Here is a 19,777-nt window from a genome sequence, read left to right as displayed (position 1 = left end):
TTTCTGCTTTTTGGTTCAACGCTGGTTCTTCTGTTTTACGAGAGGAACCAGCGTTAATTAAAAAACATACGTATAAATACTGAGTTATTAATTTAAATATTAAAATACGTGTATCAATTCCCAAAAAATGAAGTAATATGGCAGCTAAATAAAGTCTCGAATACTATATTCAGCGTTGAGTAAGCCTAAGGTGAATAACCCCAAGGCGATAATGGTTAGATCTATAACGGCTCCTAAAAAAGCCGTTCGTTTTTCATCCCATGCGTGAAGGCAATGGGTTTACAAACGTATTGTGAGTTTTTATGAATGCGCTCCAACCTTCCAGACCTCCGTTAGAACCAATACAAAAGCAGCGAGTCATACCTCGCCCAAAGCGTCGTCTTCGCCAACGTTCCTACCAAATTATGGCACTGGAAACAACGGCAAAGATAGGTGTAAACCTAGTCCTTTCGGCAGCAGCAGTTTCCGCCTTGACTCAGCTTTTACCTTACCACTGGTCGCAGCAAGACAAGTTACGAGAGATCCGCACTGAAGTCAAGTTGATGGAGGGGCGCGTCAATAACTTACAGGCAGAATTTAGCCGCAGTTTCGATCCTCGTCAAGCTAAAAGTATTATGCAAGAACAAGGTTATCGATTTGACCCTAACCAGCGCCGGGTGGTGTTTCCTAAAGATCTAACAGAAGAACAATCATCACATTAAAAAGCTATATCAACAATAAAAAACCTTACGCGATTAGCTCTTTGATGCTTTTATCAAAATTATTGGGTTTAAAACCCTGTCCTTCTAGGACGGCTTTTCTTGGTTTTTGATATCTAGACTACGAGCCCATCTTTCCATTAATTCACTAGCACTAATATTTTCAATCTTAGCTTTTTCGGTAATCATTTTCCATGCGGTATCAGTTAGTCTAACTGCATGACTTTTCTTAATTTCATCATAAAGAACTGGTACACCGCGCATCCTTTTCATGTTGATACTCCTGTTCGTATTGCTATACTGGATAGACTCTAGCATGGAAATAAGGGGATGACCAAGTGGCAGAAAAAATAAAAACCAAGTTAATAAAAATCAATCTGCCGAAATTTGAAACAAATATCTTAGAGTTCAACGGTCCCTTGTAAGAGCTTTCTACTAGGTGTTGCTGTGTGAAAGAATCTCCGTGTATGCGCGACCGGAAAGACGTCAAGAAGGATAGCACAGTAAATCGTTTAACCAATTTTCAACTCGTAGACGTAAGCGACAACTTGGATCTTCCTTTTTAGGGTTCGGTAAAGGTAGTTGAGTTAGGGCGCGTCGGTAGTCGGCGATCGCAAAATTCCAGTCACCCCAAAGATGATAAGTTCTACCTCTTTCAGCCAGAATATGCCCCTCTAGTTGACCAAAAAGCAATGCTATATCGAAATTATCAATAGCCTCTTCATATTGCCCTAGGTCACGTAAGGTAATACCTCGGTTAATCCAAGCTCGTACATAGCTGGGATTCAAATCCAGCGCTTGATCGTAGTCCGCAAGCGCGCTATCTAATTTACCACAAGCGGCGTAATAATTTCCACGATTATTGTAAGCACTCGCGAGCCTGGGATCAAGTTTCAGGGCAGTGTTGTAGTCGCAAAAGGCTTTTTGCAGTTCACCGCATTGAAAATAAATGAGTCCTCGGTTATTGTAATCAATCGCATTATGTGGATGGCGATTAATTAATTGGTTCAAAATAGCGATCGCTTTACTGTAATCTCCTTGTGAAGCTGCTTTTAAAGCATAAGAGCGTAAACAACTGTCTCCTAAAACAGATTGCTCACCAATATTAAGACCGTGTGTCTCTGATTGTGTAGTTTTTTTTGATACAAGTTTAGTAGATGGGCTTTTTTGATAACAAGATGCAAAAAATGAGTAACTTTTCATATCATCCTAACCGAGCTACTGGCTCTGATTTGATAAACTTATTATTTTATTTTTGTTGGTGGGTTTGTTGCTGTGTCACTTAATTAAGTTGTCTACAAGTACTTGAAAGCAAGCATTAAGGTCAAATTTGAACTACTGTCATAGGTGTCAGCTTTAAAGAACAACGATCTGAGCGACGCTATTGAGAAAGGTTGTACCCTATTCTTATAGATGATGAAATCTAATAATAGATACCTCATCCCGAAGTCCAATTCCAGAAAAAGCCAAAATCAATCCAAAGTTGTGAAACCAATAAATTGGTAAAATGCGAACAAGCCCGGAATGAAAAAATAACTAGTGCTGTAGCGTCTAAATACAAAATTCAAAATTCAAAAAGCTTATTACGTAAACTTTTCGCCAATTTTGAATTTCCGTTCTTGCTGTAGCGTAGGTTAGTAAGTATACAGTTTTAATAAATTTTGTTATGGCAACTACAATCTCTCATCCTCATGCTTCAGATCTCACAGTCGATGACTATATAGTTATCGGTTTCGCAACATGCTTTGTTAGAGAAGACGGAGAAGTTCATCAAATTGAAGTTATAGAACCTATTCCGTCAGCCGCTTTGGAAGCGCTTATGAAAGGGATTGCTACCTCTTATACACAAGCTTATGCAACAACTTTGGGAGCTGTACTTAATGGGGATCAACCTATTATCCCACCCGAATTTTCACAGTCGGCCCAGTTTAGTGAAGACTTTGTGGAAAGAGCGATCGCAGCTGCTCGTACTTATAAACGCCGTGAATCAGCCCAATCTCTAATTCCTTTGGGTTCAACCTATACCAACTTTAATCATTCTACTGAGCGAAAGCGGGTGCTAAACGCTACACGAAATGTTAGCAAGGAAGACAACATTAAACAGCATCCCAACACACACAAAGTTCTTTAATCAAAAAAGGGGTGTGGGGTATGGGGTGTAGGGGTAATCTTGAGGGGTTTGATACAAGCCTAGCAAGAAACAGGATATGCCACTAAACTCACTAGGTGACCAGATCTTAACCCTACACCCTACACCCTCTTATCCCAACAACTTGTACGCGTCGTCATATCCTCCCGCCCCTTGGATCTGGAATTTCTACACATATTGTAGTGTTATGTAAAAATATACAACGAAGCTGTTAACATACAACTTGCAGCCTTTGCTTCTGGGTTATTGACTTTATTGTCAACCATTAACTTTACTTAGCTAGATTATGCTGCATAGTGGTGAGTGGGAGCTTAGTTACAATAAAATAACGTGCTTGTAGCACCCAAAATCGCTACTAATCTACAAGTGCATTACTTCTACAAAAAGTTAGCATATAAATAAGGGAGGTTAACAATGCAGAACTCTTGAATTTTATAGTTTATCAACTGATAAGTTATGCATGAGTAGAGTTTATTTGCACATAGTTACAAAATACAATTTACTGCTACGGTCATAAACTAACAGAGATTATTAAATCGTCAATTTAGCCAAAAGTCTTACTCCAACTAAAATATAGAGGTATCAATGAATATTTTTACTCAACAAACAGACAATTATAAATTACTCAAAGAAAAACCACATTGGCAAGGAGATCATCATAGCGGTTCTGGGCTTGAAGATGAAGACAATAAGATGCCAAATTCTTTGATATCAAGACACATGTTCAATAGCTCAAATCGTGGTCGAGTTGCTATTTTTATTGATGGATCAAATCTATTTTATGCGGCTTTGCAACTTGGTATTGAAATCGACTATGCCAAATTACTTTGCTATTTAACTGATAGTGGAAGGTTATTGCGTGCTTTCTTCTACACTGGAGTTGATCGCACAAATGAAAAGCAACAGGGTTTCCTGCTTTGGATGCGTCGAAATGGTTATCGTGTAGTTACCAAAGATTTAGTCCAGCTTCCAGACGGTTCTAAAAAAGCAAATTTGGACGTTGAAGTTGCAGTAGATTTGATGAACTTAGCTCCCTACTATGATACCGCTGTTTTAGTTAGTGGGGATGGTGATCTCACTTATGCGGTTAATGCTGTAACGTACAAAGGCGTTCGGGTTGAAGTCGTCAGTGTACGTTCCATGACTAGTGACAGTTTAATCGATGTTGCTGACTACTTCATTGATCTTGATTCTATAAAAGAACACATTCAAAAAGATTCTCATTCAGGTTATAGTTACCGACCACTGTCCAACACTAGTCTATAATTGGGAACTTAGCGGCTAAATTGTAGAAACCATGAACAATCCCACCCACTTTATCGAAGAGACACGGGGCGTAGAGACACGGAGACGCGGAGAGTTTCTACACCCCATGTCGGAGGCAACACTCCCAAGGGTTTAAGCCCCAATTTCTACAAGTTGCTCTATTTCATCAGTTGGGGATTGAACCCCAACCGAAATATCTCCGCGTCACCGCGTCTCAAAGTCTCCGCGTCTCTAGCTTGAAAAAAGGTGGGATGGTTAAGCGTAAATCAAATGGATATTTTAATTGTTGAGGATGAAGCTGAAATTGCTCAGTTAATCCAACTCACATTAGAAAAAGAAGGATTTTCCTGTCAAATCAGTCGTGATGGTATCCTCGCCTTACAGATTTTTCAGGAGCGATCGCCAGATCTAATTATCTTAGACTTAATGCTTCCCGGTTTAGATGGGTTGGAAGTCTGTGCGAGAATTCGTCAAAAACCAGGGAAAAAAGATCCTTATATTTTGATGCTTACAGCTAAGGGTGAGGAAATAGATCGCGTCATTGGCTTGTCTACTGGTGCTGATGATTACATGGTCAAGCCTTTCAGTCCTCGAGAGTTGGTTGCGCGGGTGCGAGCACTACTGCGCCGTAGTCTTCGCCAAGGGGGACAACATCCGCTTTATCGTACTCAACACTTTATCGTAGATGTAGAGCAACGGACTATAAGTCGTCAAATAAATTCTCAGCTACCACCAGAAACTCTAGAGTTAACAGCCTTAGAGTTTAACTTATTAAGTACCTTAGTTAGCAATCCTGGTCGAGTATGGAACCGCACGCAGTTAATTGACAAACTTTGGGGAGATAATTTTTTCGGTGATGATCGGGTAGTCGATACTCATGTAGCGCGGTTACGTAAGAAAATAGAGCTAGATCCTGCTAATCCTACTTTTGTTAAAACTGTTGTTGGAGTCGGTTACAAGTTTGAAGATCCACCAGTTTTTGGGCATGGGGTATAGGGCATGGGGCATGGGGCATGGGGCATAGGGCATGGGGCATGGGGCATAGGGCATGGGGCATAGGGCATGGGGCATAGGGCATGGGGTGTGGGGTGTAGGGAAGAAGTTTCCAATAACCTCTTGCTATGCTCTATGCTTAGGGGCTGTTGTCCCTCCCCACCCAATACGGTTCGGTTAAGAAATTCTTGGTTGAGGCAAGCAGGGGGAGAATTTTGCTTCCCCTGCTTATCCGAACCGTATTGCCTCCCCACCCACAAAAAGATCGAGTTTCCCTCCGCTTTCAATGAAACAAGTTTCACCACTAATGATGAAAGTATAATTTTTTTCTATGCCCTATGCCCCGTGCCCTATGCCCTTCTTAAGTAAAAATTATGAATATCCGTTTCCCTTCAGTCAAGTCTTGGAGTTTGGCATCGCGCCTTTTTCTATCGCACTTTGTGGTGATGATAGTGGGAGTGGCGAGTTTTGTCACCATAAGCAGAATTTCTTCTCCCGGGTTTTTTATTTTAGATTTGGAACGACTAGAAAACGAAGGGTTGGATTTAATTGATGTTCGTGGTGAGTTGGTTCAAGGATTTGAAACTGCTTGGCGGCGAAGTACTTTTTGGTCACTGTTGGTAGGTGCAACGGCAGCGGGAGGGTTGAGTTACTGGGTGTCGTTAAAGATAGTACAAAGGTTAATCGAAATGGAGCAAATTACTCAAAAGTTTGCTGCTGGTAAACTGAATGCGCGACTACCAAAAAGTGAGATTCCAGAACTTAATCGACTCGGTGTTAGTTTTAACAGTATGGCAGCAAGTTTAGAAGGAGTAGAAGCACGACGCAGAGAACTAATTGGAGATATGACCCATGAGTTACGGACACCGTTAACTGTTGTACGAGGTTACTTAGAAGAATTGGCTGACGGAGAGATTGAACCCTCTGCTGAAATTTATCACCAGCTAGCGAAAGAAACCAAACGCTTAGAACGTTTAGTCAACGATTTACAAGAACTTTCTAAAGCAGAAGCAGGTTATCTACCCATAAATATACAATCAGTGAATTTGCGTCCTTTATTAGAATCATTAGTACAGAGGTTTACCGACCAACTGTTAGAAGATGGACCAGTTCTGCAATTAGATTGTCCACCGAACCTGCCATCTGTGTTAGCGGATATTGATCGCACAGAACAAGTTTTAGTCAATCTGGTGGGTAATGCCATGCGCTATACTGCTAGAGGTTCAATTACCATTCGTGTTTGGACTCAAGCTCATAAGCTTTGGATTGCTGTTATTGATACAGGTATGGGTATCGCACCGGAAGATTTACCTCATGTGTTTGAGCGCTTTTGGCGAGCTGATAAATCAAGAAATCGCCATTCTGGAGGAACTGGAATTGGTTTAACTATCTCACGCCGTTTGATTGAGCTGCAAGGTGGTCAAATTGAGGTCGAAAGCGAGCAAGGAGTGGGTAGTACCTTTCGTTTTTTTCTGCCCTTAGCTTGAAGTTCCACTCATTTGTTTAGTACAAATTTGTCATTAAATTAAAATTAAACAACGTGCGAATTGTTTATAAAGCAGTTAACTTTAACATAACCATCATGTAGACGGTTTTTTGATGCTTCATAGCATGATAACTAATTAACTTATTATTAGTTAAATTTAAGTACAAGTACTGATTTCCATGCCTTATGACTTATTTTAACATTTATGGTATTAGAATCAATCACTAGCATAAAGTTGCAAATATGTACAATTTGTTTGACTGGTAACTTAGACTGATACAATTTTGTGATAGCTGACTACGGTTTAGTTGAATAAAACTAAAATAGCTCTAGGAGTCCAAAAGGTGCATAATTCCCAATTATTTCTAATTGCTAGCTACCTATTAATTACCTGCTATTTTTTTAGCACTTGGTTAAGGTTTTCCCTTCGTCATCCCAGCTCTCAGCCAGAAGATATATTTTTATCCTTTGTAATGTTTGTAGTAACAACTATCTTTTGGCCGTTACTTCTTCCTGTATCTTTGATAGATATCTTCAAAACGCGGAAGTTTGCTCTCAGTAATGTAGTTCCTGTACTTGTCGCAGTCTCAGCATTTAGTCTTGCATTGTATATTCGTTAGTTAGATTTTTAGTCGATCTTGTTATTCAGTATTTTCATGACTATCGATTCTACTTTAAGATAGTAGTCAAAATTTTTTACAGACACAAGAGTCATGAAGTCTGAACAACAACGCCAACGGGCAGTTAGGTCATTTACAGAATTTTTACAGACCCCCCTAGAAAAAGTACTGCATCGCCATCTCAACGCTAAAACTGAGTCAACGACTTTGGCATTATTTCACGAAGTCGCTGCTAATGTACCCGCATACAAGGCTTTTTTGGCACAGCAGGGAATAAATCCATCCGAATACCAAAACGTTGAAGATTTCCAAAGACTACCGCTACTGACAAAAGAAAATTACCTATTGCGCCATCCGCTGAGTGAATTGTGCTACCACGGTCAGTTAGAAACGTGTGATATGATTGCTGTTTCCTCTGGTTCTACCGGAAAACCAACATTTTGGCCTCGTTTCTTTACTGATGAAATGGAGATTGCCACACGCTTTGAGCAGATATTTCACGATAGCTTCTATGCAGATACTAAGCGTACACTAGCTGTTATTTGTTTTCCTTTAGGGACTTGGGTGGGTGGGATGTACACCACCAATTGCTGTCGTTATTTAGCTGCTAAGGGTTATCCTATCACCGTAATTACTCCTGGTAACAATACAAAAGAAATTTTTCGAGTTGTTCAAGAACTAGGTTCAGCTTTTGAGCAAGTTGTTCTGTTAGGATATCCACCATTTCTCAAAGATGTCATAGACACTGGTATTGTGAGTGGTATTAAGTGGCAGCAATATCAAATAAAGTTAGTTATGGCAGGAGAGGTTTTCAGCGAAGAATGGCGTGATTTAATTGGCGAAAGGGTTGGTTTCCAAAATTCTTACTACGACTCCGCGTCACTTTACGGTACAGCAGATGCAGGTGTACTGGGCAATGAAACACCTTTGAGTATTTGCATTCGGCGGTTTTTAGCCAATCATCCAGATGCTGCGCGTGCTTTGTTTGGCGAATCGCGCTTACCCACGTTGGTACAATATGACCCGATCAGCCGCTTTTTTGAAGTAAAAGACGGCACTTTGCTGTTTTCTGGTAACAATGGTATACCCTTAGTACGTTATAACATTTTGGATACTGGAGGGATAATTAGCTACGATGCAATGCTAAAGTTTTTAGCAGAATGGGGGTTTGATCCAGTTGCGGAGTTGCTAAATCAGTCTGCGGAATTAGGCTCCAGGCTCGGGATATCCGATGAACAAACACTACCTGCTCAGACTATAGTAAGAGGTATACACTCATTGCCCTTCGTCTATATTTTTGGACGTTCTAACTTCACAGTGTCTTACTTCGGTGCCAATATTTATCCAGAAAATGTGACTGTAGGATTAGAGCAACCAGTTATTAGAGAATGGGTAACTGGTAAGTTTGTGTTGCAGGTCAAAGAAGATGCAGATAAAAACCGATTTTTATCTGTGGTTGTAGAGTTAGCGCCTTTGGTAGAAGGTAGTGAAGAAAAACAACAAGTTATTGCATCTTCTATTCTTTCCCAGTTAAAGCGTCTTAACAGCGAGTTTGCTAATTACGTTCCATCAGAATATCAAATGCCGATAGTAGCTTTAGCTCCATCTGGTGATCCTGAGTATTTTCCTGTTGGAGTTAAGCATCGTTACACTAGGCAGTGAGAGGTGATGAGTGTTCCAAGAATGCGTTGTCTTAAGTTGTGCCGCCAATTAAGCGGTCAAACTCCGCTTTGATTAGTCCATAACACTCACAGCTTTGCGAGTTAAAAGAGCCGCTACCGGGGATGTTCTGCTTCCAGGCACCGTTTATGTTGCTGTCCAAAATCATCACTTGCTAGTTCAGCCCTCTACTTTTTTGCCATCTACATATTTTGGTCCTGTCCAACCCTTTGGCGATCGCAAAATGATCATGGGATATTCAGGTGTGTGAGTAAAAAAGCAAGACCCTGGTAAGCGAGTATCAGTTCATCGTCAAGCTTGATGCTTGTTGTTAGACCTGACTTAAGAACTATTTTCAGAACGTGGTTCAATGCCACGCAACAAAACTGCTATCATTTCGTCAGCCATATCTTTTACCGGAGTGGTTGTGTAGCGATCTGCATCATGAATAGTTCCTATAATCTGAATAAATGAACTTGCAAGTAAAATTGGGTACACCACTCGATAGTGCTGATGTTCGCTAGCTGTCACAAAGATTTGCTCAATAGGTTGCAAAATTGACTCATAAGCTACCTTTGTTAGACGTTCTGCTTGAACTTGATTAAGTGCAGGTAGATCTAAACGGCTCAATCTAGATAGATCAACTGGTGGTTGAGAGAGAAACCATCGTGCGGCAGCGCGCAATTGTTCTTGTAAAATTGGCTTTGCTTGAGAGATTGCTTTAAATAAGCCTACCCTGTGTCGCGCAAGCGATCGCTCAGTAACTTCTACAAAAAGTTCCTCTTTTCCTCCAGGTACATGGTAATAGAGAGATGCATGGCTGATTCCCAGTTCAGTCCCAATATCACGCAGGGTTACTGCTGTATACCCCCGTTCGCTGAAAAGACGCTCCGCTGTATCAAGCAAGCGTTCATAAGCACCACTCATTTATAACCCAGTTAATTAATAACTCATATCTATCATATCTAAGCGATCGACAAAACTTTCTTGGTCATTTTACCAAACATTTGGTTGACAGATGTGACAAAAGTTAAAATTTGTGTTATCTAAATTAATAGTAAATGTTTTACCAAACATTTGGTAAGTTAACTTTGCCACTTGTTCGTCTACATCAAAAGCCAGTAATAGGTACAATTTTATACATCATCCTCTTGGATGGTTAACTTTGTTTTGCTGATAAAAAATTTCTCTTTTTAGACAGGTGTATAATGCAAAGATTTGGATTAGGTCTTCTACTGTTTTCAGCATTCTTGAGTTTGGCGAGTCCATTCAGCGCTCGAGCAAATTTAATGAGTGACCTAACCGTTGAGATTGATGGGTTGCGGAATCGATCTGGAAACGTTTGCGTGAATGTTTTTGCAAGCAGTAAAGGATTTCCCAATAGTGCTGCAAATGCATTGCAAAATCGATGTGTACCAATTACCAATACATCAATGGTTTTGACTTTTAAGAATTTGAAACCCGGAAGCTATAGTGTAGCAGTACTGCATGATGCCGAAGGAGATGGCAAACTTCGTCGCAATTTCTTGGGGATTCCAACCAACGGTTTTGGGTTTTCCAGAAATCCAACAATTCTCACTGGTCCACCTAAATTTGAAGATTCAGCAATTTTTGTAGCAGGTTCCAACACAAATATTCAAATCAAATTAATGTATTTAGGTGGCTAATTCAACAGTTATCAGTTATCAGTTATCAGTGATGTATTTATCCTGGGGTCAAATCCCAGACTGACACTGTGATAACTGTTTGCTGTTCACTGATTTTGCCATGTATATACAAAATCACTCATCCTCACTTGCTTGATTGCGAGCAAAAATTTCGATAATCTCACTTCGGGTCATATCATTCTTAGCTGCGATCGCCGCCAGTTTTTCCCAAGCTGTATCTGTTAGCCTGATGGATCTCAGGCGTTTCGGATCATCTTGGTAGTCTGAAGCAAACTGACCTGAATCACTACGTTTACGCCTAGATGATTTGTGTCTTATCCCTGAATACTGTTCTTCATCTAAGTTCTTCTGACTTTGGCTCAGAGTAATTAAGTCAATTAGAGCCTTAATCAGGCGTTCTGGCTCCATTGGCAGAATGTCCTTGCCATGCAATAACTCCTGAATGATTAAAAAATGCGCCAACGTTCCAGAGAAAATGCGTGCAGTTGCTTCTGGGTCAGGTAAATTGAGTTCAGTACGAGACCCTAGGAATTGAGTGAGATCCTTTATGCATAACTGTTCCATGTTTCTAACGAAGGCTCGCGCTAAGTCCGGGAAGCGTCCAGACTCACCAACGATCAAGCGGAAAAATGCTACCCAGTGCTGCTCTATATCATCGAAGTTTAAAATACTCACGGCTAATTTGTGCAAGATGACAGATGCTTCGTCTTGCATAGACTGAGCTTTCTGAGGATTAAATCTTGCGTAATATATCTCTTTTATCAATTGCTGAATTAAAGCGTTGAATAATCCCTGTTTATCGCCGAAGTGATTATATATCGTTGTTTTGGACACACCTGCTGCTGCTGATATCTGATCCATGGTTGTAGCAGCAAAGCCATGAGCTAGAAACTCTCGCATCGCTCCTTCTAAAATCACTTCGACTTTCTCTGATGATAAATAACGGTCTAAATGATTACATTCCATATTTTTATTTAAGCCGCTAGCAAGTTTAAAAATAACTCTTGACATAATTGTACTAAACAGTTTAGTTTAAAAAAGTAACGAAATAATAATCTTCTAATTTATTTAGATTTTAGGAGGCACCTTATGGTGCATAATGGATCAGAATTTTTCAAACAGGGACAAAATCGCCAATTAGTCATTATGGCAATGGCTGCAACCCTAGCTGTTAGCGGGGTGACAGTTTACAGATGGAGATTTCATTCGCCACAGTCTAAAGCCGTAACCCAAACCGCCCAAATCAGTACGCCTCAAGTTACCACAGTTACTGCCTTGGGAAGGTTAGAACCAAAGGGAAAGGTTATTAAAGTTTCTGCGCCTACATCTAGCCAAGAGAATCGTGTTGAAAAACTGTTAGTCAAAGAAAACCAACAAGTAAAAGCGGGACAAATCATCGCTATTCTAGATAGCAAAAACCGCCTTGAAGCCGCCGTAACCAAAGCACAAGAACAAGTGAGAGTCAAGCAGGTAAACTTGGCTCAGATTCAAGCAGGTGCAAAACAAGGTGAAATTGCAGCGCAAAAAGCCCAAATTGACCGACTCAATGCACAATGGCAAGGTGATCTGACAGCACAACAAGCAACCACTAGAAGACTAGAAGCAGAACTAAACAATGCTCAGGCGGAATATCAGCGATATGAGCAGTTATATTCTCAAGGTGCAATTTCTAAGTCTTCGTTTGACGCCAAGCGCCTGAGCTTAGACACTGCAACGCAACAATTAAACGAAGCTAAAGCAGTACTTACCCGTATTAATGGCACTAGTACCAAGCAAATTACCGAAGCTCAAGCCACACTCAACAAGATAGCTGAAGTGCGTCCAGTAGATGTGGAACTCGCAAAAGCAGAAGTTAACGATGCGATCGCCGCAGTAAATCAAGCAAAGGAAAATCTTAAACAGGCTTACGTGCGATCGCCCCAAAATGGTCAGATATTCGAAATACACACACGTCCTGGTGAAGTTGTTTCAAGTAATGGCATTGTTGAAATTGGGCAAACAAGCCAAATGTATGTAGTTGCAGAAGTCTACCAAGATCAAATTGGTAAAATTCGCCCTGGACAGGATGTGCGAGTCATAAGCGATTCTCTACCAAGTGAATTGCAGGGGAAAGTCGATTGGGTAGGTTTACAAGTGCGTCGGCAAAATGTAGTTAATACTGACCCCAGTTCTAACATTGATGCCAGAGTTGTTGAAGTCCATGTAAAGCTCGATAATACCTCAAGTCAGAAAGCTGCTAAGTTTACCAATTTGCAAGTTAAGGCGGTTATTCAACTATGATCGGATTGATCCAGCAGCTTAAAAGACGAACACCTCTAGGATGGGTGCAACTAAGCCATGAAAGAAGCCGTCTATTGGTAGCATTGTCAGGTATTGCTTTTGCTGATGTTTTAATGTTTATGCAGCTTGGCTTTCAAGATGCGCTGTATGACAGCAATACTCGCCTCAATCGAGCATTACATACAGATATTGTTTTAATGAGTCCAAAAGCTCGCAACATACAAAATCTTTCTACCATTCCTCGCCGACGATTGTATCAAGCTTCTGATATACCAGGTGTGGAATCGGCAGATCCCATGTATATCAATCTTATTACCTGGAGAAATCCTCAAAACCTTGCTAACGAAACTCAGATTCAAATTATTGGCGTTAATCCGGAGCGACCTGCTTTTAACCTACCAGAAGTAAACCAGCAGTTAAATAAGATTACACTACCAGATACTTTTTTATTTGATCGAGGTTCTAAAGGGGATTATAAAGTTGCCCTTGATAAAATTAAACAGGGTAAAAGCGTTACCACTGAAATCGAGAACCGTACCATCACCCTCAGTGGTTTATTTTTATTGGGGACTTCTTTTGCTGCTGAAGGGAATCTAATTACTAGTGATCAGAATTTTCTCAGGTTATTTCCTAGAAGAGATGCAAGCAGCATTAATCTGGGATTAGTCAAGATTAAGCCAGGCTACGATCCAAAGCAAGTTGCAACAGCATTAAAAGCTTACTTGCCTAATGATGTCAAAGTTTTAACCCACCAGGAATTTATTAAATTCGAGGAGGACTACTTAAAGAAAGAAAGCCCTATTGGTTTTATTTTTGGGCTTGGTGTATCTATGGGATTTATAGTTGGCATTATTATTGTCTATCAAGTCCTTTCTACTGATGTGAATGCTCACTTAAAAGAATACGCTACCTTTAAAGCTATGGGGTATCGTAACATCTACTTGCTAGGGGTGATTTTTGAAGAAGCAATCATTTTGGCAGTTCTTGGTTTTCTTCCGGGAATAATTGTCCCTTTTGGACTTTACCACCTGACTAGAAGTGCGACAAATTTACCGATATACATGACCATGGCGCGAGCCTTGATGGTACTAGTGTTAACTATCATTATGTGTACTATTTCTGGAGCGATCGCCACTCGTAAACTCCAAGCTGCTGACCCTGCTGATATGTTTTAACTAATTGCTGACAATCAGTAAAATTTAACAAATAATATTTAAAAAAATGCAAGCTGTTATTTCTATCCAAAATCTTAACCACTACTTTGGGCATGGTCAGTTGCGCAAGCAAGTCCTATTTGACATTAATTTAGAAATCAATGCTGGTGAAATCATAATTATGACAGGACCTTCTGGTTCTGGTAAAACTACGCTGCTTACCTTAGTAGGTGGGTTGCGTTCTGCTCAATTTGGCAGTTTGCGTGTTTTGGGACGAGAACTATGTGGTGCTAGTGCAGCAGAACTGACTTTAGCGCGACGTAGCAATGGTTATATTTTCCAAGCACATAACCTGCACAATAGCTTGACGGCATTGCAGAATGTGAGGATGGGCTTAGAACTCCACAAAAATATTACCGCTGAACAGATGCAAGCCCACTCAATGGCGATGCTAGAAGAGGTAGGATTAGCAGATCGCTGTAATTACTATCCTGAAAATCTGTCGGGCGGACAAAAACAAAGAGTGGCGATCGCACGTGCTTTAGTTGCACAACCCAAAATTGTGCTTGCTGATGAACCAACAGCAGCGCTTGATAAAAAATCTGGTCGTGATGTGGTGGAACTTATGCAACGCCTTGCTAAAGAACATGGTTGCACAATCTTGCTAGTGACTCACGACAATCGTATTCTCGATATTGCTGACCGCATTATTTATATGGAAGATGGTCGTTTAGCAGAAAATTCAAACACTGTTGTAGCGGGAGCGGTTTAACTCACATTCCACAGCCAGAACAGTCACAGGACAAAAAAAGTTAATAGCAATTTAGTGGTATTTTATTTATTACAACATCCACTAAGGCTATTACTGATGAAAAAAGCTTTTATAGGAGCATCGGTGCTGTTGGCTAGTGTAGAAATTTTGCCATTGACACAATTGCCAGTTATGGCAAGCCTCAAGCCGGTCATTGTAGTGAGTCAAGCGGTACGAAAACCCCTTCCACCCAACAACCCTACCATTAAGTCTCCCACTCCTGCCCTTTCTTTTGGTTTAGCCGATGGCACTGCTGTAAAAGTTAAATTCAAGCAAACAATTTCCTCTAAAACGGCTAAAGAAAACGACCCGGTCGAGTTTGAAGTATCAGAAGATGTTTTGGTGAAAAACGTAATTGTGATTGCTAAGGGCGCGATCGCAAGAGGTATAGTAACTAAAGCAAAACGCTCTGGAATGTTGGGTCGTAAAGGAAAGTTGGAGATATCTCTTAAAGAAGTCACTTTAGTGAGTGGCGAACGCGTTGCTATTCGTGCCGAGCAAAAAAGTGGCGGTGGTACATCTGGAGGAATCATTGCGCTAGCAGTTGTGGTTACTCCTTTAGCTTTATTGTTTAAAGGCAAGAATAGAACCTACGAAGCTGGCACTGAGGTTCAGGGGTTTGTCGATGGTAATTTCGAGCTTGATCCAAATAAATTTAGAACGACATCAAGGTAGAAAATCACGCCTGCCACTTAGTTGCAGTGAGACAATTCATAGTTATATAGTAATTTTATCAGCATAACTAAGAATTTTAAAGAAGATTTTACACCAGATACATTGAATGAGAGAATCTCAGCTATCTTCTCAAATTGAAGCTGAATATGGAAGACCGCACAAAAGCTTTGCAAGCTCTTGCAGCTAAGCGTTGGCAGGTATCGCTGATGCTGAGTGGAGCCATGATGGTTATCTACTTTGGATTTATTCTGTTGATTGCGTTTAATAAGCCTTTGTTGGGGTCACAAGTGATTCCAGGGCTTAGTCTCGGGATTTTACTAGGAGCGCTAGTAATTATCAGTGCATGGGTACTAATTTTTGTCTACGTACGCTGGGCAAATAAAAATTACGACGATAAAATTGCTGAACTTCTACGTAGATGAGTAACCATACCAGGTTCCAGATAACTGAAGTGCAGTGCTTTTGTGTACAAGCTAGCCTTCTGACTCCTGACTCCTGACTCCTGACTCCTAACTCCTAACTCCTGAATTCTGCTGTATATCAACCAATTCAAAAGATGAATAGTTTTTGGCATTATTTACCACTGGCTATAGTAGACCTTAGTAGTCTTGGTCACTTTAACCCACTAGCGATCGCGTTCTTCGTTGTTTTTGTTGGTAGTTCTCTAGGTATCACCTACTGGGCTGCACAACTAACCAAAAGTACATCACATTTTTACACCGCTGGCGGTAATATCACTGGTTTCCAAAATGGGCTTGCTTTAGCAGGAGACTTCATGAGTGCTGCGAGCTTTTTAGGCATTGCAGGACTAGTCGCGCTGAACGGCTTTGATGGGTTAATTTATTCTATCGGTTTTTTGGTGGGCTGGCCAATTGTTATGTTCTTAGTCGCAGAACCTCTGCGTAACTTAGGCAAATACACCTTTGCTGATGTGGTAGCTTATCGTCTAAGACAAACACCAGTGCGAATAGCAGCCGCCATAGGTACTTTAGCAGTGATTAGTTTCTACTTAATCGCTCAGATGGTAGGTGCTGGCGAACTGATCAAGCTGCTGTTTGGGTTTGACTATGAATTAGCCGTTGTCATCGTAGGTTGCGTGATGATGGCTTATGTGATTTTTGGTGGAATGATTGCCACAACTTGGGTGCAAATTATCAAGGCAATTCTACTATTGGGTGGAACTATCTTGTTAGCCGTTTTGGTGTTGGCTCAATTTGGTTTCAATCCAATAGCACTATTTGCTGCTGCTGAAGCCAAATATCCAGGCGTATTAGCTCCGGGTAAACAAGTTTCTGATCCATTGGATGCTATTTCTCTTGGGATGTCGCTAATGTTTGGCACAGCTGGACTACCTCACATCCTGATGCGGTTCTATACTGTACCAAATGCCAAAGCAGCTAGAGTTTCAGTAACATACGCGACTGCTTTTATTGGTGTTTTTTACTTGCTCACCTTTATTTTAGGTTTTGGAGCAATGGTACTAGTAGGTCAAGATACTATTAAAAAAATTGGTACTGGTGGTAACATGGCCGCGCCAATTTTAGCAGACTTTTTAGGGGGTAATGCTTTTTTAGGTTTTATTGCAGCAGTTTCTTTTGCTACAATCTTAGCGGTTGTGGCGGGATTGACGCTTTCAGGTGCAGCAGCATTGTCCCATGATTTGTGGGTGAATGTGGTACGCTCAGGCCATGCTAACGAGACAGAACAACTAAGGGTTGCGCGCTTCGCCACTATGTTATTAGGTGCTTTAGCGATGCTGCTGGGTATTTTGTTTAAAGGACAGAATGTTGCTTATATGGTGGGTTTAGCATTTGCGATCGCCGCCAGTGCAAACTTTCCAGCGTTGCTTTTATCAATGCTTTGGCGACGGTTTACAACCAACGCTGCTGTAGCTAGTATGTTAGTAGGTACGGTATCATCTTTGGTACTAATATATTTCTCACCAACTATTCAGGTGACTATTCTCAAACACGCTTCAGCTGCCTTCCCGTTAAAAAATCCTGGATTAGTTAGCATTCCCCTAGCATTCTTGGTGGGGATTGTTGTTTCTCTGTTAGATAATGAACAGCAAGCACAAGAAAAATTTTCTGAAGTAGAAAACCGTATTCACATAGGAACTAACAACTGATTACTAGACAATACGATTGGTCAAGGTGTGTTAGGCGAAGCCGTAACGCACCTTAAATTTGTGGTGGTGCGGCGTTTGGCGACACCACTAACCCCTACAATAAAGAGGCGACAACCTACGCTTGGAATAGGTCAAGACTTATGGCATACAGCGATTTTACGGTTGGTAAAGTGAAGCAAACCTTTGGAATTGAGACCATAGAAGGTACCTCCTTTTTTCCAGCAATTTCTCCGGCTGCACCAACTTCTACTTTGTTGGAGGTGCTAGAAGAAAACCTTCCCCTTGCTGCTGCACTGCCAAGTGAGAAAGCAAAATCTGAACTACTAATTAGCCCTATTTTAGTGGAAGTCCGCAAGCTTCTCAAGCGTCAAGTGAGTTTGTTTTCAGGTCAAGACTTCACGGTTAACGTTGAAGTCGGGCTGTCTGGTATTTGTGATTTTCTAATTAGCCGATCACCCGAACAGTTAGAAATTGAGTCTCCAGTAGTCGTCCTGGTAGAAGCGAAAAAAGCAGATATTAACAGCGGCATGGGACAGTGTATGGCGGAAATGGTTGCAGCACAACAATTTAACCAGCGGGAAGGAGAAGAACCGAAACCAGTTTATGGATGTGTTAGTAGTGGGTTGTTATGGCGATTTCTCAAACTTGAATATAACCAAATAACCGTGGATTTGAAAGACTATTCTTTGGAACCTATTTCAGATCTACTAGGCAAACTGATTTGGATGTGTGGAGATCTGTCCAGTCCGAAATTAACTAATAACTGATAACTGATAACTGATAACTGTTAAACCCCCCTTCCTTTTTGTCGCTTGCCTATTTCTGACTTGGCTCATAGAGCTTCAGTCTATAAAGAATTTATAAAAGATAATATAGGTTCTACTTTTTTTTCAAAATTAAACTCCGATTCAAAGCAAGATTTAGCATTTTTACTATAAAAATCGTAAGAACTTAGTATTTTATCAATAGCTGATTTGATTTCTTGAGTATCAAATGGATCATTTATGACAATACCAATTTCATATTCTTCAACGAGTTGAGAAAGTGATGGGATATTGTTCACTAAAACTGGCTTCCCATGCTTTAAATATTGAGCTAATTTTCCAGAAGCTTTTGCTATTTTACCGAAATTATCATTAATGTATTTATAGAAAGCTATACCTATAGTCGATGACGAATAAATTTTTGATAGTTCTTCATAGGGAAGTAGATCTAAGGAAAGAAACAAGTTCTTGGAGTTTAGCTTTCTCAAAGATTGTGCATAATCATCTCCTTCTTTAATTCCTCGTCTATCTGCTCCATGAAATACCAATGCACACCCATTATCAATAGATACAAAAGACTCAGCTAATGTTTTTAAATAAAGATCATCGTTGAGCATTCCAGCATACAAAACAATATAGGGAAATTTATCGCCACTTAAATTAAATTTTTCTCTAAAAAAGTTTTTGCCATTTGGATTGTCTAAAAAACCATTAAGTGGTGCATTAGGTAAATAGAAAACTTTCGGATGATTGTATTGGCAGTATTCCGAAAGCGCTTTAAATCTATCTTCATCTTGAACAATCACAGCTTCGGCTTTTCTATAAGCTAACTTAGCCATCTCATAGAAAGGCTTAGAAATATATCCGAATTTTCTTAACTCTTCTAGTTCCAATGAAACAAATACAAACTTCTGTTTATATAAGTATGATAATACTAATGCAACAGCTAGACCATGAAAATCAACTGCGATATTAAGATTAGTCTTGAGTGTGCTATCTTTATTTTCACTTTGTTGCAAATATCCAAAAATCTGAAGATTAAAAATAAATATTTCTATTATTCTACTTAAAGTGAAAAATTTCATTTGGTTAGAAAAATTATATAAATTAAACCCTTCAGGAAAATATACAATCTTACCATTGGTTCCTATTTTTTCAGGTAGAGGTATTTTCTTATTTTCAATTGCAAAGATAGTCAGAGCATCAACATATTTTTCTATAAGCATTGATAAATTTAGAACCGTAGGGGCTAGGGTAAGATGATTTTCAAAAAACAAGATAGAACATGTTTTAAGCATACTTTTTTCCAAACTAAGATTTAGAACTCTTCTTTGATAAAGTACAAAATTTGGCAGAAGGAACCCCTTTTAGCAGTTATCAGTTATCAGTTATCAGTTATCAGTTATCAGTCAAGAATAATGTGTTTA

General features: G+C 40.1%; 19 protein-coding genes and 2 pseudogenes. 15 read left to right on the top strand and 6 right to left on the bottom strand.

The genetic code is table 11. From position 1 onward, the window contains the following. Positions 1-302 precede the first annotated feature (302 nt). Positions 303-701 (top strand): slr1601 family putative cell division protein, encoded by a 399-nt coding sequence (locus tag G4P69_RS00270; RefSeq protein ID WP_208339449.1) that lies wholly within the window; start codon positions 303-305, stop codon positions 699-701. Between the two features lie 84 nt (positions 702-785). On the opposite strand, the gene G4P69_RS00265 is transcribed toward G4P69_RS00270, so the two are convergent. Then, complete coding sequence (locus tag G4P69_RS00265; protein WP_208339448.1) at positions 786-971, bottom strand: hypothetical protein; 186 nt, start codon at positions 969-971, stop codon at positions 786-788. A 213-nt stretch (positions 972-1,184) separates the two neighbouring features. Then, complete coding sequence (locus tag G4P69_RS00260) at positions 1,185-1,901, bottom strand: tetratricopeptide repeat protein (protein ID WP_208339447.1); 717 nt, start codon at positions 1,899-1,901, stop codon at positions 1,185-1,187. Positions 1,902-2,364: 463 nt separating this feature from the next. On the opposite strand from G4P69_RS00260, the gene G4P69_RS00255 reads away from it, so the two are divergent. The 6 genes and pseudogenes from G4P69_RS00255 to G4P69_RS40360 form a co-directional block, all read left to right on the top strand. Beyond that, positions 2,365-2,829 carry a hypothetical protein gene (locus tag G4P69_RS00255; protein ID WP_208339446.1) on the top strand — a complete coding sequence of 155 codons (465 nt, stop codon included), beginning with the start codon at positions 2,365-2,367 and terminating at the stop codon, positions 2,827-2,829. Positions 2,830-3,432: 603 nt separating this feature from the next. Further along, positions 3,433-4,113 (top strand): LabA-like NYN domain-containing protein, encoded by a 681-nt coding sequence (locus tag G4P69_RS00250; RefSeq protein ID WP_208339445.1) that lies wholly within the window; start codon positions 3,433-3,435, stop codon positions 4,111-4,113. A 270-nt stretch (positions 4,114-4,383) separates the two neighbouring features. After that, positions 4,384-5,109: a response regulator transcription factor gene (locus tag G4P69_RS00245; RefSeq protein WP_208339444.1), complete on the top strand. Its 726-nt coding sequence runs from the start codon at positions 4,384-4,386 to the stop codon at positions 5,107-5,109. A 371-nt stretch (positions 5,110-5,480) separates the two neighbouring features. Then, positions 5,481-6,593: a sensor histidine kinase gene (locus G4P69_RS00240; RefSeq protein WP_208339443.1), complete on the top strand. Its 1,113-nt coding sequence runs from the start codon at positions 5,481-5,483 to the stop codon at positions 6,591-6,593. 712 nt (positions 6,594-7,305) lie between these two features. Further along, positions 7,306-8,874: a phenylacetate--CoA ligase family protein gene (locus G4P69_RS00235; RefSeq protein ID WP_208339442.1), complete on the top strand. Its 1,569-nt coding sequence runs from the start codon at positions 7,306-7,308 to the stop codon at positions 8,872-8,874. 94 nt (positions 8,875-8,968) lie between these two features. After that, a pseudogene (locus G4P69_RS40360) lies at positions 8,969-9,019 on the top strand (hypothetical protein); the annotation flags it as partial. Positions 9,020-9,057: 38 nt separating this feature from the next. Here the strand turns inward: G4P69_RS40360 and G4P69_RS40355 are convergent. Then, positions 9,058-9,135: pseudogene (locus G4P69_RS40355) on the bottom strand (phosphoketolase family protein); the annotation flags it as partial. A 78-nt stretch (positions 9,136-9,213) separates the two neighbouring features. Then, positions 9,214-9,798: a TetR/AcrR family transcriptional regulator gene (locus tag G4P69_RS00225; protein WP_208339441.1), complete on the bottom strand. Its 585-nt coding sequence runs from the start codon at positions 9,796-9,798 to the stop codon at positions 9,214-9,216. Positions 9,799-10,160: 362 nt separating this feature from the next. Here G4P69_RS00225 and G4P69_RS00220 point away from each other — a divergent pair, with 362 nt between their 5' ends. Further along, positions 10,161-10,538 carry a DUF2141 domain-containing protein gene (locus tag G4P69_RS00220; RefSeq protein WP_243902163.1) on the top strand — a complete coding sequence of 126 codons (378 nt, stop codon included), beginning with the start codon at positions 10,161-10,163 and terminating at the stop codon, positions 10,536-10,538. A gap of 114 nt (positions 10,539-10,652) precedes the next feature. Here G4P69_RS00220 and G4P69_RS00215 read toward each other — a convergent pair whose 3' ends face one another. After that, entirely contained in the window at positions 10,653-11,549 is an 897-nt protein-coding gene (locus G4P69_RS00215; protein ID WP_243902162.1) for a TetR/AcrR family transcriptional regulator, read from the bottom strand. Between the two features lie 78 nt (positions 11,550-11,627). Between G4P69_RS00215 and G4P69_RS00210 the strand changes: the two genes are divergently transcribed. The 7 genes from G4P69_RS00210 (at position 11,628) to G4P69_RS00180 (ending at position 18,353) form a co-directional block, all read left to right on the top strand. Then, entirely contained in the window at positions 11,628-12,818 is a 1,191-nt protein-coding gene (locus G4P69_RS00210; protein WP_208339439.1) for an ABC exporter membrane fusion protein, read from the top strand. Continuing rightward, positions 12,815-13,993, top strand: a complete 1,179-nt coding sequence (gene devC, locus G4P69_RS00205; protein ID WP_208339438.1) for an ABC transporter permease DevC — start codon at positions 12,815-12,817, stop codon at positions 13,991-13,993. The genes G4P69_RS00210 and devC overlap by 4 nt, the downstream gene beginning before the upstream one ends. A 46-nt stretch (positions 13,994-14,039) precedes the next feature. Next, the gene (locus tag G4P69_RS00200) at positions 14,040-14,744 is read left to right on the top strand and encodes a DevA family ABC transporter ATP-binding protein (protein WP_208339437.1); all 705 of its coding nucleotides are present in this window, start codon (positions 14,040-14,042) and stop codon (positions 14,742-14,744) included. Between the two features lie 96 nt (positions 14,745-14,840). Beyond that, a complete protein-coding gene (locus G4P69_RS00195) occupies positions 14,841-15,458 on the top strand; it encodes a hypothetical protein (protein WP_208339436.1) in 618 nt (205 codons plus the stop codon). A gap of 146 nt (positions 15,459-15,604) precedes the next feature. Next, positions 15,605-15,880 carry a DUF485 domain-containing protein gene (locus G4P69_RS00190; protein WP_208339435.1) on the top strand — a complete coding sequence of 92 codons (276 nt, stop codon included), beginning with the start codon at positions 15,605-15,607 and terminating at the stop codon, positions 15,878-15,880. Positions 15,881-16,014: 134 nt separating this feature from the next. Beyond that, complete coding sequence (locus G4P69_RS00185) at positions 16,015-17,586, top strand: sodium:solute symporter family transporter (protein ID WP_208339434.1); 1,572 nt, start codon at positions 16,015-16,017, stop codon at positions 17,584-17,586. A 140-nt stretch (positions 17,587-17,726) separates the two neighbouring features. Continuing rightward, positions 17,727-18,353 carry a hypothetical protein gene (locus G4P69_RS00180; RefSeq protein ID WP_208339433.1) on the top strand — a complete coding sequence of 209 codons (627 nt, stop codon included), beginning with the start codon at positions 17,727-17,729 and terminating at the stop codon, positions 18,351-18,353. Positions 18,354-18,433: 80 nt separating this feature from the next. Here the strand turns inward: G4P69_RS00180 and G4P69_RS00175 are convergent, their stop codons facing one another. Beyond that, positions 18,434-19,648: a glycosyltransferase gene (locus tag G4P69_RS00175; protein ID WP_208339432.1), complete on the bottom strand. Its 1,215-nt coding sequence runs from the start codon at positions 19,646-19,648 to the stop codon at positions 18,434-18,436. Between the last annotated feature and the right edge of the window lie 129 nt (positions 19,649-19,777).

Source organism: Aetokthonos hydrillicola CCALA 1050, assembly GCF_017591665.1.
GTDB lineage: Bacteria > Cyanobacteriota > Cyanobacteriia > Cyanobacteriales > Nostocaceae > Aetokthonos > Aetokthonos hydrillicola.
This window is presented reverse-complemented; position numbering and strand designations above follow the sequence as displayed.

Coding starts and splice junctions, on each gene's coding strand:
- G4P69_RS00225 (WP_208339441.1), bottom strand. CDS start 9,798: ATGAGTGGTGCTTATGAACGCTTGCTTGATACAGCGGAGCGTCTTTTC.
- G4P69_RS00220 (WP_243902163.1), top strand. CDS start 10,161: ATGAGTGACCTAACCGTTGAGATTGATGGGTTGCGGAATCGATCTGGA.
- G4P69_RS00255 (WP_208339446.1), top strand. CDS start 2,365: ATGGCAACTACAATCTCTCATCCTCATGCTTCAGATCTCACAGTCGAT.
- G4P69_RS00215 (WP_243902162.1), bottom strand. CDS start 11,549: ATGTCAAGAGTTATTTTTAAACTTGCTAGCGGCTTAAATAAAAATATG.
- G4P69_RS00235 (WP_208339442.1), top strand. CDS start 7,306: ATGAAGTCTGAACAACAACGCCAACGGGCAGTTAGGTCATTTACAGAA.
- devC (WP_208339438.1), top strand. CDS start 12,815: ATGATCGGATTGATCCAGCAGCTTAAAAGACGAACACCTCTAGGATGG.
- G4P69_RS00240 (WP_208339443.1), top strand. CDS start 5,481: ATGAATATCCGTTTCCCTTCAGTCAAGTCTTGGAGTTTGGCATCGCGC.
- G4P69_RS00180 (WP_208339433.1), top strand. CDS start 17,727: ATGGCATACAGCGATTTTACGGTTGGTAAAGTGAAGCAAACCTTTGGA.
- G4P69_RS00265 (WP_208339448.1), bottom strand. CDS start 971: ATGAAAAGGATGCGCGGTGTACCAGTTCTTTATGATGAAATTAAGAAA.
- G4P69_RS00245 (WP_208339444.1), top strand. CDS start 4,384: ATGGATATTTTAATTGTTGAGGATGAAGCTGAAATTGCTCAGTTAATC.
- G4P69_RS00270 (WP_208339449.1), top strand. CDS start 303: ATGAATGCGCTCCAACCTTCCAGACCTCCGTTAGAACCAATACAAAAG.
- G4P69_RS00195 (WP_208339436.1), top strand. CDS start 14,841: ATGAAAAAAGCTTTTATAGGAGCATCGGTGCTGTTGGCTAGTGTAGAA.
- G4P69_RS00250 (WP_208339445.1), top strand. CDS start 3,433: ATGAATATTTTTACTCAACAAACAGACAATTATAAATTACTCAAAGAA.
- G4P69_RS00260 (WP_208339447.1), bottom strand. CDS start 1,901: ATGAAAAGTTACTCATTTTTTGCATCTTGTTATCAAAAAAGCCCATCT.
- G4P69_RS00175 (WP_208339432.1), bottom strand. CDS start 19,648: ATGCTTAAAACATGTTCTATCTTGTTTTTTGAAAATCATCTTACCCTA.
- G4P69_RS00185 (WP_208339434.1), top strand. CDS start 16,015: ATGAATAGTTTTTGGCATTATTTACCACTGGCTATAGTAGACCTTAGT.
- G4P69_RS00200 (WP_208339437.1), top strand. CDS start 14,040: ATGCAAGCTGTTATTTCTATCCAAAATCTTAACCACTACTTTGGGCAT.
- G4P69_RS00210 (WP_208339439.1), top strand. CDS start 11,628: ATGGTGCATAATGGATCAGAATTTTTCAAACAGGGACAAAATCGCCAA.
- G4P69_RS00190 (WP_208339435.1), top strand. CDS start 15,605: ATGGAAGACCGCACAAAAGCTTTGCAAGCTCTTGCAGCTAAGCGTTGG.